The sequence below is a fragment of the Halogeometricum sp. S3BR5-2 genome, from assembly GCF_031624635.1.
GTDB classification, from domain to species: Archaea; Halobacteriota; Halobacteria; order Halobacteriales; family Haloferacaceae; genus Halogeometricum; species Halogeometricum luteum.
The window spans coordinates 1-15,105 of the sequence record NZ_JAMQOQ010000010.1 but is presented as its reverse complement, the minus strand read 5'-3'; the positions used below and the strand labels follow the sequence as shown (position 1 = coordinate 15,105).

Annotated in this window: 8 protein-coding genes; 6 read left to right on the top strand and 2 right to left on the bottom strand. The window is 59.3% G+C overall.

Annotated elements, in window-relative coordinates:
• Positions 1-17: 17 nt before the first annotated feature.
• The 3 genes from NDI79_RS22665 (at position 18) to NDI79_RS22655 (ending at position 6,256) form a co-directional block, all read left to right on the top strand.
• Positions 18-2,405 carry a VirB4 family type IV secretion system protein gene (locus NDI79_RS22665; protein ID WP_310930886.1) on the top strand — a complete coding sequence of 796 codons (2,388 nt, stop codon included), beginning with the start codon at positions 18-20 and terminating at the stop codon, positions 2,403-2,405.
• A 78-nt stretch (positions 2,406-2,483) separates the two neighbouring features.
• Positions 2,484-4,454, top strand: a complete 1,971-nt coding sequence (locus NDI79_RS22660) for a TrbL/VirB6 family protein (RefSeq protein ID WP_310930885.1) — start codon at positions 2,484-2,486, stop codon at positions 4,452-4,454.
• 215 nt (positions 4,455-4,669) lie between these two features.
• Complete coding sequence (locus NDI79_RS22655; RefSeq protein ID WP_310930884.1) at positions 4,670-6,256, top strand: ATP-binding protein; 1,587 nt, start codon at positions 4,670-4,672, stop codon at positions 6,254-6,256.
• Positions 6,257-6,370: 114 nt separating this feature from the next.
• Here the strand turns inward: NDI79_RS22655 and NDI79_RS22650 are convergent, their stop codons facing one another.
• Positions 6,371-6,781 (bottom strand): helix-turn-helix domain-containing protein, encoded by a 411-nt coding sequence (locus NDI79_RS22650; RefSeq protein ID WP_310930883.1) that lies wholly within the window; start codon positions 6,779-6,781, stop codon positions 6,371-6,373.
• 194 nt (positions 6,782-6,975) lie between these two features.
• On the opposite strand from NDI79_RS22650, the gene NDI79_RS22645 reads away from it, so the two are divergent.
• Both NDI79_RS22645 and NDI79_RS22640 read left to right on the top strand, forming a co-directional pair.
• Positions 6,976-8,361, top strand: a complete 1,386-nt coding sequence (locus NDI79_RS22645) for an ATP-binding protein (RefSeq protein WP_310930882.1) — start codon at positions 6,976-6,978, stop codon at positions 8,359-8,361.
• A 436-nt stretch (positions 8,362-8,797) separates the two neighbouring features.
• Positions 8,798-9,175 carry a hypothetical protein gene (locus NDI79_RS22640; RefSeq protein WP_310930881.1) on the top strand — a complete coding sequence of 126 codons (378 nt, stop codon included), beginning with the start codon at positions 8,798-8,800 and terminating at the stop codon, positions 9,173-9,175.
• A 627-nt stretch (positions 9,176-9,802) separates the two neighbouring features.
• Here NDI79_RS22640 and NDI79_RS22635 read toward each other — a convergent pair.
• Positions 9,803-11,266, bottom strand: a complete 1,464-nt coding sequence (locus NDI79_RS22635; RefSeq protein WP_425499661.1) for an orc1/cdc6 family replication initiation protein — start codon at positions 11,264-11,266, stop codon at positions 9,803-9,805.
• Between the two features lie 514 nt (positions 11,267-11,780).
• On the opposite strand from NDI79_RS22635, the gene NDI79_RS22630 reads away from it, so the two are divergent.
• A complete protein-coding gene (locus NDI79_RS22630) occupies positions 11,781-15,002 on the top strand; it encodes a PD-(D/E)XK nuclease family protein (protein WP_310930879.1) in 3,222 nt (1,073 codons plus the stop codon).
• Positions 15,003-15,105: the final 103 nt, after the last annotated feature.

The following is a 15,105-nucleotide window of genomic DNA, read 5'->3' as shown; positions in this document are numbered from 1 at the left end:
CACGCAGAGACCAAGAGATGATCAAACGATTCACCCAGGCGTTCAGTAACGAGACAACAGAGGAGTCGGTCGAGCGGCGTCCGATCGACGAACTCTCGGGCGATGAGACGCGCCACGCGCTGGACTACCTCGCGCTGCTCGACCGCGAGACCACCACCGAGAACATCGAGTGGGCGGCGTACCAGCTCCAAGCTGACGACGTCGACCTCGCCACCCCGATGGAAACCCTGAAAGAGCGCGGCGAGCTCGACAAGCGGCTCATCGCTCCCCGAGTCGTCCAGGACTACCCGAAGTTCCAGGTCCGTGACGACCGCATCTCGCAGGTTCTCACGGTGACCTCGTTCCCCCGGAAGGTGGGCCTCGGTTGGCTGGTGCCGCTGACCCTATCGGATGTCGATCTGCGGCTGTCGCTCCACGTCCAGCCGCGGGCCGCGAAAGACGTCCGTCGCCAGCTCCAGAAGCGCTACACGCAGGCCGTCACCTCGCTGTCGGTCAAACAGAAACGCGGCCGTACCGACACCTACCAGGACGAACTCGAACGGCAGGACCTCGAACGGCTCCTGCGGAACACCATCCGCGGGACGACCAAGCTCTACGATGTCGCGATTTACCTCGAACTGGTCGCCGACACGCAGGAGGGCCTCGACGAGATGCTCGACCGGGTGGAGGCCATCCTCGCCGAACAGGACGTCGACCTCAGCCCGGTGAAACACCAGCAACTCGAGGCCATTGGATCGGTCGCCCCACTAGCGAGCGACACCATCGACAACACGCACCCGATTCAGCTCGAGGCGCTGGGGACGTTCTTCAACCTCGTCGAACCCTCCATCTACGACCCCGAGGGCGTCCTGTTCGGGTTCGACGATACGAAGCGGCCTGTGATCCTCGACCGCTACGCGCTGTCGGGCCACTCGATGGCGATCTCGGGGAAGACGGGGTCGGGAAAGAGCTACTTCCGGAAGCTGGAGATCTACCGGCGACTGCTCGCAGACCCGAACGTCCAGTGCATCCTGTTTGACCCGGCGGGTGACGACTACCCGCGGTTCGCACAGTCCCTCGGCGGCGAAGTGATCCGCTTCGGCGGGAACTACACCGTCAATCCGATGGACATCTCGCCGCCGGCGGATGCCGAACAGGAGAACGGCGACGACACCTACGCGCTGACGATTCGGTCGGTCATCGAGATGCTCCACACTCACTTCGACCAGCGTGACGGCATGTCCGCCGGCGAGGAGGGCATTCTCATTCAGGCCGCCCATTACGCCTACATCTCGAAGGGAATCATCCTCGGCGAGTTCGACACCTACGGGCGGGAGTCACCCACGCTCGACGACCTCATCCGCGGTGTCAACGTGATCGCTGCCGGCGGCCTCGAAGCCGCCCACGAGGCGGGTGTCATCGACGGAGTCGAACTCGGACAGTTCCAGTCCTACGGCGTTCCGAACGCCGAAGAGGCGGAGCTCGGCGACGAGGTGGGACCTCTCCACGGAGGGGTAATCTCGATCTCGGATACGATTGTCACGCCGACCGACCATCATCAGGAACTCGCTCGGAGCCTCCAGCCGAAGTTCGAGTCGTTCAAACCGGGAGGTATCAACCACAACCTGAACGGCCAGACGAACCTCGATCTCTCCTCACGACTCGTCGTGATGGACATGAGTTCGTTCGCCGACACCGGCGAGATGCCGCTCATCCTCCATGCGATGCTCTCGTGGGCCTACCTGGAGGCCAAGCAGTCGCCCTACAAGGTGGATGTCACGTTCGACGAAGCCCACTACCTACTGGGCCGACCCGCTGCCCGGGACCTGATCAACCTGTACATCCGCCACGCGCGTCACTACGAGGCTGGACTGACGCTGATGAGCCAAACCGCCCACGAGTTCGTCCGGACGAACGAGCGCCGCGAGGTCTACGAGAACTGTGACGTGAAGTGCCTGTTCTACGCCGAATCGGTCTCGGAGCAGACGGCAGAGTACTACGGCTTCTCGACCGACGAGATTCGATTCATCCAGACGGCAGCCCGCGGACAGGATTCGGACTACTCGGAGTGTTTACTGGCGACTAGCGTCCACGGGCGGCGCCGCCTCGAAATCCGGAGCGGGCCGTTCGAGCACACCGTCTTGGACGACGCGCTCGATCCGTGGGACTGGCTCGCCGGCGTCGAGGGGATCGATCTCGCCGAGGGTGACGGAACATCCAGAGACGCGGCATTCCACGAGGACCTCGAGATGACCGACCTCCCGCACGTGATGAACCGCGATATGGACCTCCAGATGGCGATGGAGGCCGATCACGAGGATGTCCACGCGGCCGACCTCAACGACGTCGTCGACGCCGACCCGGAGATCGATCCTGACGGGGGATCGGACGCAGTCACGAACGGCCACACGACGGAGGAACCGTGAAGCAACGGCCGGGCGTCTCGACGGCTCACTCCCGCCCGGGTAGCGGAACGCTCGTGACCACACTCGAGGGACAGACCGATGGCTGACCTCCTGGACCTCGGCTGGCTGCCCGACGCGATCGTCCGGGCTATCTTCGAGTTCCTCCGCTCGATTCTGGTCAGTGCGATCAACTTCATGTTCAATGTCGGGCTGAAGCCGCTGCTGACCATCGAGCCCTCGATTATGACGAGCGCGCAGGTCACGGGCGCATGGGACGACGTCTTCCGGCTCTCGATCGCGCTGTTGCCCATCCTAATCGCCGGCGGACTGATCGCGATGCCGTTCAGTCAGGACCGCGAGACCTCGCTGTGGAACATGGTTGCCCGCGTGGTCGCAGTAATCTTCTTCATCGCGATCTCCCAGCCGCTGTTCGGGTTCCTCATCGAGGCGTCGAACGCGGTGACCAACGCACTCGCCCCGCCGACGTTCGTCCTCACGTTCAATGCCGACCTCGGCGGGAGCTGGGGCTCGACACTCGGGCTGGGCGTCGAAGTCATCGCGCTCCTCGTCGCGGTGCCACTGATGTTCATCGCGACGATCATTGCGTCGGTACTGCTGGTCCTCCGGCAGTTCATCGTCGTCACGGTTGCCGTCGGAGCTCCCTTCTTCGCGGTCCTGTGGTACGCGAACTGGGGACCGATGAAATCGATCAGTAATTTCGCCGCGACGTGGCTCCGGATGGGTGTATATGCGCTGCTCGTCGGCCCGATAATCGCCCTCGTGATGCGCGTATTCAACGTGATCGCGACCGGTGGGATCTCTGCGAGCGGTGACGTCGCTAGCTTCTACGTCTCAGCAGCGCTGGCACTGATCTTCCCGATCATCCTGTTCGTCGTCATCTGGAAGACGATTGGGTGGGCTGGGCAACCGCTCGGCGTCGACGCGGCGTTCACGATGACCGTCGCCGCCGCAATCGCCGCCACGGGGGTCGGAGCAGTCGCCGTCGGCGCTGGTGCAGGTTCGGGAGCCGTGAGTAGTGCTTCGAAGTCGAGTTCTGGCGGGACAAGTGGAGGCGGGAGTGGGGGATCGTCAGGCGGATCCTCTGGTGGAACATCCGGCGGCACTGCTGCAGATCCATCTGCGGCCACCGGGAACTCGACGATTGGCGGGACGATGCGCAGCAGCGTTTCAGAGGCGATCGGAACGCGGGAACCGCCAGTAGAAGATAAGATCGATCCTGCCTCAGGACTGCTCTCCAAGAAGGTTAGCTACGCTCGAGATAAACTCGCTGGAGCGCCCGCAGTACAGACGGCGCGATCACAGGCTAGTAGAGCAAAAGCCACGACGAGGAGATTGGGTGCTAAAACCAAGAGCACCGGAACGGCCGGGGCACGAATGGCAGTCGGGTCCCAGAGTATAGACGCTCATCGAGAAACAATCGCTCAGAATACAAAAGCCGCCGACGAAGCCGATTCGAATCGCAATTTCCTAACTGAAGCGTATCAGGATGGTGAATTCGACGTCACAGAAGCGGCTGACCGCGGGATCCTCACGGGGGCAGAGGAACCCGCAGAGGGTGTAACGACGATAACACCCGATGCCGAAGGGAAGGCGACCTTCCCGACTGCCGCGGGCGGAGAGACAACAGTCGATCTCAACGACAGAGCTCAGAGCTTAGGGCAAAGAGCAGCAGCACTCAGGATGGATGCATCGAGGTCGGCCCGTAGCGTGAAGCGAATCAAAGCTGCACAATCTGCTGCGAAGGTTCCCGGACGAGCTGCGGCTTCGGCCGGCCGAGCTGGCAAGCAAGCAAGAAAGACCGGTGTCCAAGCTGGGAAGGCGAGTGGGATCGTCTTTGCTGGTGCGATGACGCGTAGTCCTTACGCGGCGTACAATATGGGAACACGCGGTGGAAAACACCTCATCGGTCCTGGAGCCAACGACGAACTCGCCGACACGGCCGACGAGTCCGATATCGACTGGACAGCCCGGCAGGAAGAGGGACCAGGACAGGCTTCTGCTCCACCCTGGGACGATGATACCAGTGGTGAGCCATCCGAGACGATGTGAATGCCCCCTTGATGAACCCTTCTGAAGCGAGAAGTTATAGCGTAGGACCGGCTTGAAAGGAATATAGACCATTGTGAACGCATCTGTTGATGCCGTTCCCAGTGGCCGTACGGACACACCGCGGCCCATATGAGCCCCGAACCCTGGCGCGAGATAATCGCGCAGATCGCAGCGCCCGCCCATCACAGGTCTCCTGATACCGATCACGTGATCCGATGAGCATTCTCGAAACTGCTATTAGCGTCATCGTTTTTCTCGGTCTCTTCGCGAGCGTCGAGTACGTGACCTACCGAGTCATGGAGTGCAAGCACGAGAAGCGTGGTATCTACCGACTGTTCTTCATGCTCGGTTGGACGACATTGGCCCTCCTCCACATGTGGGTAGTCGCACCCCTACTGAATTTACCGCCGACTGTAGTCGTTGGACTGGGCCTTGGAATCCTAGCGATACACATCGGAGGGGATTTGCGAATCCCTATTCTGAAAACCGTCGGTGTGATCGGTCTATATCCATTCGCGTTGGTCTACCAATTCTTTGTTATACTGTTGTTGGTCGCTGAGGGAATCACATTTGTCGCCACCCTCATCACGATCTCCCAACTGAACTTCCTCTCAGGGATTGGCCCGAGTGATCCGCAGATACAAGCAGCACTCGGATTAGGGATTGCTGCCTCCCTCATCGCCATACTTTACTACGATCCACAGGGTGAGAACGGTTACTACTACGCCACTGGACGTCACCTACCCAGTCCGTCCATAGATTCTGAAGGAATCAAGGAGATGGTTCAAGAGAATCAACATAGAACGAATAGATCGTCTGGGCAAGGAGTAGATACGTCTACGTCGAAAATCGAGACTCCTGATGGCCACCATCCAGGAACCTCACGAGCACCGGCAATGACACCGGGTGATCAAGAATTCGAATACAACTGGACTCGGTCGGACATCAGCTTCGACGACGTCGCTGGCTACTATGATGTGAAAGAACGACTCGCTGAAGAGGTCCTCCAGCCTGTCCAAGCAGCGGCACGCGGTGACGACCGATACGATCGATTCGGGATCGAACCGTCACGTGGAATTCTCTTCTACGGCCCACCAGGCACCGGTAAGACCCTGTTCGCGAGAGCGCTCGCTGGCGAACTCAATATTTCGTTCCTTGAGCTGGGCCCGGCGGACGTGACTAGCAAGTGGATTAACGAAGGACCTCAGCGGATCCGACAGCTCTTCGAGGAAGCCGAGGCAGTCGGCCCCTGCGTCATCTTCCTCGACGAGGCCGAGCACCTCTTCGGCGGTCGCGACGTCGGCGCTGGTGGAGCGCACGCCGAGGACAGAAAGATCACCAGCGAGTTACTCGTTCATCTCACCGCCGAGGATCGAACGGCCATCGTCGTCGGAGCAACGAATCGGCCCGAGGACATCGACCCCGCGATTCTTCGCCCTGGACGACTCGCAACGCACGTCGAGATCGGTCTTCCGGGAGAGGAGAGCCGTCACGCGATTTTCCAGTCGAAATTGCGGGGGGTTCCACACGACCTCACTGGGGCACAACTGGCACAGCTCGCGAGCCACACTGCCGGTCTCAGCGGAGCTGACATTGAGGAACTCGTTACAGATGCCAAGCGCCGAGCTGCACTACGGGATGCACAGACAGTCTCCGTCGAGGATTTCCCCACTCCCGAGGAACTCGATACGATGACGAAAGACACCCATCCCGAATCGACTGCCGACGTCGATCTATCCGACATCGATGGTTCCGCCTCAGAGAACGCGTTCGACGATGACTCTACTGTCGGATTCCAGTAAGTGTCGGTAGCCAGGCTCTGAAGTGGAGTTTGCCCGAAGTTACCCCACGGAGTAGAACTGGCCGAACAGTGTGGGGTAACTCGCCATGGCGTCAACATCGAATCGCTGAATCATTCACCGCTCGGGACGCGGGGCTGACTCGTAGCGCTCGATCTCGGCGGTCTTCTCGACCCGGTCGTAGATCTTCCGTAGGGTCTCCTCTGCGCGCAAAAGCTTGTGCTCCTCGAGGAATCGACGCCCCTCCTCGCTGGTTCCGTAGAACGTGTACGGGAGATCGTTCTGCCGACGGTCCTCAGGGAGTTCGACTTTCTCGACGATGCCCGTCTCGACGAGGCGCTGTAGATGCTGGCGAATCGTCGTTTGACTCCGGCTCGGATTGACGTAGTCCAACTCCTTCAGCGTCGGCAGCCCCGACGGATGCCCGAGAATGTCCTGGATGAGCGAAAATCGCGTCTCCTGAGTGACGACGTTGAGTCGCTCGCGAACAGTGTCGAGAGCACCATTCCGCGAATCCGTTCCACCCATGATAGACGAACTATCCAATTCGGTGGTAAGCGTTTCGCCGAAAACCGAATTACTTGAACCGACTGAGCACCTCTGTATCGGCTCTCGATGCTGCTGAAGGTCACTATCGGAACAGACAAGAGCAAAATCACGATTAACAAAATCGTGATTTAGATAATCGCCAGTATTATTCTTCCGCGCCCAGAATCGGAGGTATGACACAGCGCCGGTTCGTCAATCGAGCGGACGAACTCGAGACACTTCGGACAGCATTCCACAGCGAGCAAGCCGAGCTGCTCGTCATCTACGGTCGCCGCCGGCTCGGGAAGAGCGCCCTCGTTCGTGAGGCGACGACCGACATCGACGATGCCGTCTACTGGCAGGCGACCGAGGAAACCCCCGAGGTACAACTCGCCGATTTCGTCACGACCGCCAGCGAGACGTTTCCCCTCCTCGAGGACATCCAGCGCGACTGGGAGGCACTCCTGCGAGCGCTGGGCCGACAGGACGCGGTCGTCGTCCTCGACGAGTTCCCGTACCTCGTCCAATCCGACGAGGCACTGCCCTCGAAGATCCAGCGCGTCTGGGACACCCAGCTCGAAGACACCAACATGACGCTCGTCCTTGTCGGATCGTCGATCAGCGTCATGGAGGAGAAGGTCCTCGGTGGCGGCAGTCCGCTGTACGGGCGACGAACGGGCGCGATCGATCTCCCGCCACTGTCGATCGACGACGCGAGGCAGTTCTATCCGGGAGACGACCCGGACACGACGGTCCAGTCGTGGGGCGTCTTCGGGGGGACGCCGTACTACCTCCGTGCGCTCGATCCGTCCGCGACGCTCGCTGAGAACATCCAGGCGCGCATCCTCTCGGAACACGGCGTCCTGCACAACGAGCCGGAGTTCCTGTTGCGGACCGAGTTCGGCATCCGCGAGCCACAGACCTACTACACGATCCTCCGGGCCATCGCCACCGGGAACCACGAAACCAGCGAGATCGCCAACTTCGCCGGTGTCGACTCGAACAGCCTCGGATCGTACCTCTCGAAGCTCCGTCGGCTACGGCTCGTCGAGCGGGACATCCCAGTCACGGCGAATCCGAACGCGACGCGCAAGAGCCGGTATCGATTGAAGGAGCCGCTCTTCCGATTCTGGTTCCGCTACGTCTATGGACAGACCGGGAAGCTCGTCCAGCTCGGTGACGCGGCCTACGAGGAACTCGTCGAGCCGACGTTCACGGACTACATGGGACCGATGTTCGAGATCGTCTGTCAGAACGCCCTCCCATCGCTACTTCCGAACACCTACCAAGGGATCGGCTACTGGTGGCATCGCAACCACGAACTCGACGTCGTCGGCCTCGGGAGTGACGGAACGCTCGTCGCCGGCGAGTGCAAATACACGACACGGGAAATGACCGAAGGCGATCTCGCTGATCTCGAACGGACCGCCCAAGAGGTCCAGTGGTCGCGGGACGGCGGTGAAGAGCTGACGTATCACTACTGCTGTTTCTGTCGCTCCGGGTTCTCCGACGGGCTCCGCAGTACTGCTGCCGAACGAGACGATCTCTCGTTGTTCACGCCGAGCGATATCATCGAATAGGCCGCTGATTCGTCCGCGCCGAATTTCTCGCGAGAACGAGGCGGTTCAGAACAGATGTACGTTCAGTTACGAGCGCTGAATCGGCTGAAATACGTATAGTAATCCGAGGACGATAGCCCCCGTGCCGACGAGACCCAGCACGAAGTAGCCGACCAGTTGTCCAGCGCACTTGAATGTCGTTCGTGAGATGTCCATACTCCCCGTTCCAGACGGGTGTTACCCGTCAGTCGATCCAACAGTCCCGTTCGACGAGGCGGAATGAAGTGCTTTCTGGAACTATCAGTATTCTGTCTGTCGTCGTCGAAGATCGAATGTCGAGTATTCAGCCCTAACAAGGCGTATCGAGCAGTCTTACACTTCGATGACGGGGGGTGAGCATCGTTAAACCTCAAAGTTACCCCACAGATTGATGTGACACGCCGTTCGTGGGGTAACTATGACCGAGGACATCGCGGAGAAACCGCCCGCACCAGAGTTGCCGAAGTATCTTCGCGAACCACTCGAGAACCAATCCCCGGAACGGCTAGAAGCGGTCGCGACGTACGCGGCTGATCTGGCGGAATGGAAACGTCGACAGCGACAAGAAGAACTCGAGCGTCGACGAGCCGAGGAAGAGGTCGATAAGGAGGACCTCGAGGAACTGGACGAGCGCGATATCTCGACGGATCCAGACGATTATGAAGACGTCCCGACGAGTGGCGCGTACATCACAGTGAAGGAGACGAAGCCCGGTTATCACTACTTCTACTGGCAGTGGCGAGAGGGTGATTCTTGGAAGAACGAGTATATCGCCCCCGTGAGTCCACGAGAGTAGCGAGCGATCACGAAGGGGGCGGACACGATCCCTTGCCGATTACTCGGAACCCTCCCCCCCCGTCATCGATGTGTAAACTCTCGAGGGCGGGAGGGGGGCAGAGACGAGAACAGCCGAAAGAGGCCGGAAGCGCGACGAATAGGACGAAGAGACGCCGAGACAGGAGAATTATCACATATTCCACGATTATCACTAGTCTGACGAAGTTTTATATACCACCCATCAGTACCGTAACCGCAATAGCGCTTACCGCGAAGGTTCGGAGGAGTGGAACTCCGACGTACCGAGCGGGGAACAACTTCCTCATCGTGTTTGTTCTAGTGTCTCTTTCCCGTGAGACTGCGGCTCTCGTGGCCTCTCTGGCCGATCCGCGTCTTGCTCCTCGTCCTCTGTACCCTCCCTCTGGTGAGGATTTACACTTCGATGACGGGGGGAGGGGGTTCACGTCCTACCCGTAATCGAAGTTCCTCCGTGGATCGACCACCCGAGAACAATCTCGTCCAGTTTGATTGGCTCTGTGGGGATTCGAACGCTATCAACGTGCAACTCCGGGAAAAGAATCGGTTACACTTCGATGACGGGGGGTGACGTCTCCATAGAAACGGCGTCACGACATCGGAGGTGCTCTTACTTCTCGTGGAATTCGTTCAACTGAGCATTGACGACCGACTGAAGGAGCTCATCTTGGCCACCGATGGTTTCTAGCCTCGTGTCCTCGACGATTCGATCCATAATCGCTGTTGGATCTCCCGTGAACGTGAACTCCATGTACATCCCACCACCACGTCCTCGGCTTTTCCTCGACGTCGAGATCAATCCATACGTGGAGAGCTCTTTCACGTACTTGACGTAGGTTTCTCGAGTCATTTGATCGGCATCGAGTTCGTCCGTGACCCACTGATAGACTTTGAACCCGACTGGACTCGGAACTGAACTTCCCGACCGCCTGGAGTATCGGGCGACCGCTGCTGTCGCATACAGGGATATCTTCTTCTGGGTCGTCAACCCCTCAACGAGTTTCAGTGATCGGTCCTTGTCGATCTCCTCCTGCGATTCACGGACGTGTTCCTCGCGAACTTCCTCTTCCCCGCGTTCGTCAGCGAGATCACCAGCACCGCGGAACAGATCGATGGCCTTCCGAGCGTCACCGTGGCTTTGCGCTGCGAACGCCGCAACCAGTGGAATCACGTCATCTTCCAGTGCATCAGGCCGGAAGGCGTCTCGCCGATTTTTGAGAATCTGGCGCAACTGATTGGCGTCGTAATCGGGGAAGTAGACGTCTCGTGGATTGAATGAGCTCTCTGCACGCCCGTCGATGTTCTCCATGAACTTCGGATCGTTCGTCAACGCCGCAACTGAGACCCGTCCCTCGATTTCGTTCGTATTGCTCGCACGGGAGAGCTGGTAGAGAAGTTTCGAATAAGCCGGCTCGTCATTTGCGCGTCGGCCGACCAGGAGGTCAATCTCGTCGAGGATGAAAATGACCGAGTCATAGTTCTCGTTGATGAGTTCGTACAGTCGACGGTACTTGCGTTTGGTCGACACTCCTGTCTCAGGAACACCGACCTCTGCGCCCACGTTCTTCGCGACGGTTTGAACGAGTTCGTAGACCGCTTGGTCGAGCGTATTGATCGGTTGGCAATTGATCGAGACGACGCCGAAGCGCTCTCCCTTCGACTTACAGAGTTCGATGATTTGCTCCGTAACAGCTCCAACGATGAGTGATTTTCCCGTGCCTGCTGGACCATACAACAGCATGTTCGGCGGCCGATTCCCTTGCAGGGTGGGTTTCAGGAACGAGACAACGGACTCGAGCTGGTCATCGCGACCAACGATCCGTTCCTCGTCGATGATCGTATCGGGCTCGACGAGATCTCTGTTGTCGAAAACCGACGCACCACCCTCCTCATCGAGCATATCGCGGATGGAGCGTTGCGAGTTCTCCGCGGAATCTACTTCATCGCGTGCTGAAGCGGAGTTACCGGCGGCATCCGCTTCGGCGGCGTCGGTTTCAGTTTCTGCCGCCTGAGAACGTGTTTCTTCTTCTCCAAGGGTAGATTGATCCGTCCCACCCTGATCGCTACCGGCCATACGCTTGCTGCATTCTGGAGGCATAAAAAGATTCACCACCGTCGATGTCTATCCTGGCGATACGACGAGTCTATTCCTCACATTCAACGTCTTCGGTCTTACCCACTCCGAACCGACGACGAAGTACTATTCAGCAGCCCATCGTCGGAGATCCCCCCGTCGTCGATGTGTAACCGGTTTTCGCTACTCTGAGTTCGGATTTGCTTCTGATTTCACTAACCTGTCTGGTACACCCCCCGTCATCGATGTGTAAGCCATGCGTCTGACGTCCCGTCATCGAAGTGTAAATCGTGCTCGACCACACCCCCCGTCATCGATGTGTAACGCCGCCGTCTTGCCGTTATATCTTACAATCAGGAGAAATTGAATGATTGACTACTCTTCATCAACGTGCCTGCGTCGCTCTCGCGTGTGGAATGAACACGATCCGGTTATGATTTGATGAGAGGGCCGCTTCCATCATGATATCTTCAGGTAGCATTATGTGGTAAAGCCGACACACTCCTCAGAAGGAATGTCTCGGCTTCTCTGTGGCCCGGATGCTGTTGCGGTCGATCGGGCAGCGCTCAACTGGGCCACGACTCAATCGGGAGAAAATCCCGAAAGCGTCCTCTACATCGCGAATCAACCTCATCGCCTCCCAGAAATCGAAACGCAGTGGGAAGACATCGGCCGCCCGCTCGAACTCACTGCGCTCACACTCGACGAGTTCGTCGACCGGTGTTACGACCGCGAAGCGATCGGCGGTATTGCTTCGCGGATGGACCAGCCAACCCGCCTCCGACTCGTCGAACAGTCTCTCTCAGACTCACCCGCCAAGTGGTCGCTCATGGAGGGGGACGGACTGCCTCCAACCGGTCTCATCGAGCAGATGGAGGACCTCCTGAGCCTCGTCGAATTCGCCGGACTGCTCTCACCAGAAGCCGTCCGCGACCGCCTGAGTGACGAAGGGCTGGTCAATCTGAGCGCCGAGCTCGAGGCCATCACCAAGCGGTTCTACGATGGACGCGAGGGACTCCCCGATGGTTCAGCTACGACCCTCTGGGCCGAGCGGTACCGACGGGTGGCGAATTCCAATCCTGCTCAGTGCTTCCCACACACTGACGCCGTCATCATCGGTGGGTTCGACACGTTCTCTGTCCTCGCATCGCGTGTAGTCGAGACGATCACGGAAACTTGGCCGACAGTCGCGACCTTCTCCCGATTGACCGGAACGGACTCTCCGGGCGGTGTCGACGTCGCAACGGCCCCTGCATGGGAGTTCTTCATCAACGACCTCGAATTCGAAACAGATGCAATCACAGCCCGTGAGTCTCGCCCACCCGCGAATCGACGGTTAGCGTCGGCACCCTTCCGTCCTGATGCCACCACACTCTCGCTTGACGAGACGACCGTCGAGACTGTCGTCCCGTCATCGCGTCCAGGAGAAGTACGGTATACGGGACGGCAGGTACAGGAACTCCTGGGTGACGGCGTTGACCCGAACGACATCGGCGTTATCGTGACCGCGCCATCGGCGTACGCCCATCGTCTCGCCAGTGAGTTCTCTGCGCGATCCGTTCCATATGCTGTCGCCCGGGACTACGATCTGGATGGAACGTCGGTCGGAGCTGCTCTCCTGACCGCGCTGGAGCTACTTGATGAGACAGAGATCACTGATGACCTTCGCAGCCTCCTCGATAACCCACTCGTAGAGCCGGTGCTGCCGAGTTGGGAGAACGTCGATAGCGAACAGGCACACGATGCGATCGCGGACGTGGAAGAATTCAGCGACGTCGAAGAGCCGTACCGAGCGGCTATCGACGAGCTTCTCGTCGAAGCAAAAACCGTGGCAGATGACGGGAGCATCGAAGCCTATCGCCACTTCGTTGAGTGCCTCGGAATCGAGGACACGGTAGAAGATCGAACGACGACTGGGTCGCAACGGGTCGTCTACCGCAGTGCCGAGCGAGTCCTTGACGCAGTCAAACGGACGGGAGACGGAGACGACCTCGAACGCGCTCGGCATGCACTCGGTGCCGTCTCCATCACCGATGATCCAACAATTCGCGATGGGAGAGTCGAAGTCCTCGGAGCGGCGGAACTCGGGATGCGAACGTTCGACCACGTGTTCGTCCTCGGTCTGACAGCGTCTCACTTCCCGAGTTCAGCGAATCGACTCGCACTTGTGAACGCCGTAACAGATGCACATCCCGACTTTGCCGAAGCCGACCAAGCTCGACGGGCCGAGTACCGCATCGCAAGTCTCGTCGCCGCCGCTGAGACCGTCACGCTCTCGCGGCCGAAACAACAACTCGACGGGACAGCGTACATCGATGCTGGAATCCTGGCCGAGTTCCGTCGAATCACCGAAACGGTGCCACAGCGACGGGATGAGTTCGGCCACCTCGTCGGGCAGACCCCGACCGGTCGGCGGGATAAAATCGGTGCGCGAGCTGACGCACAGCGAGCGTTCGCAACTGCTGGCGCTCGAGTCAGTCTAGACACACTCGGCGAGTACGCGACTACCGCGTCGGCGACGGGACTGTTCGTAGACACGGCGGGCAGCAGTGATCGACTCGATACAGAGGCAACACCAGGAGAGACAGCGATTGATGGCATTCGTACGGCCGCCGACCGTGGGTTGGCGCGTCCATCAGAGAATACGGGCTGGCTCACTTCGGGGACGGCGCAGGACCTCTCGTTCCACCTTGACCGACTCTCGCCGACGCAGGTAGAGCGATACGCCAGTTGCCCGTTCCGCTTCTACGCAAAGGAAGTCCTCGGGCTAGAGGAAGAGGACCGAGACGAGGAACCAATCAATCGTGGGCACTACGTTCACGAGATTCTGGAGCGGTTCTACACGGAACTCCGAGACGAGGTTGGGTCTCCGGTTTCGCTCGCAGGGTTCGATCAAGATGATCTGGAGACGCGACTTCTCCGTGTCGCGGTCGACGAACTCCAAGCCGTCGACGACGAGTTCGACGACCGCTGGCTCTTCGAACTACTGGCCGGTCTCGGTGATGCTGATCAAAACGAGTACTACAACCGGACCGCCGTCGATGGGCGACCTGCGGGTATCCTCGTGCGGTTCCTCGAAGAAGAGCTCGCATTGTACGTCGACCCGGACAATCGGCTTCAGAACGGTCCACTGACGGCAGCGCCGGCCTGGTTCGAGACCAAGCTCTCCTTCGAGGTGGACGGAACCACGATCCGCGGTGTTCTCGACCGCGGCGAAATGACGTCCGATGGGAGAGCTATTGTCCGTGACTACAAGACCGGGTACACTTCTTCCGAACGCGACACGCTGGATGGACTCAGCTTCCAACTCCCGATTTACGCGAAGATGCTGGAGGCGAACGTCGACGAGGTTACCGAGGCCGTCGGAGGTGGATACTACCGGCTCAAGGAACCCGGGAAGGTGAGCAGCACCGCTGGTCAAATCGGGTTCGTCGGTGATGACCCGAAGAACGCGAGCTGGCTCGGTAACTCATATCGTGACGGATACGGCGGAACACCGATGGTCTACCAGAGTTCGGACAAACCTAGCATCGAGACTCGAGCAGGCTTCCGGGAGTTCCTCGATGACGTCGTTCCGCAACGACTCAGCGATATCGTCTCCGGCATCGAAGCCGGAACGTTCCATCCGACAATCAACGACCCCGACGACGCCGGGTGTTCAAACTGTCCCTTCCGCGATGCCTGCGACGTCCGGTCGTACCGGCGCCAACTATCAGTACTTCACGAAGCCGGTTAGTTGAGAGGTCTGCTTGCAGAAGGTGTGTCTAATACCCGGCAAGCAGACGGTAGACTCCACGAAGACCAGCTCCTTAATTTCCTCGTCAACGCCCTTGACGAGG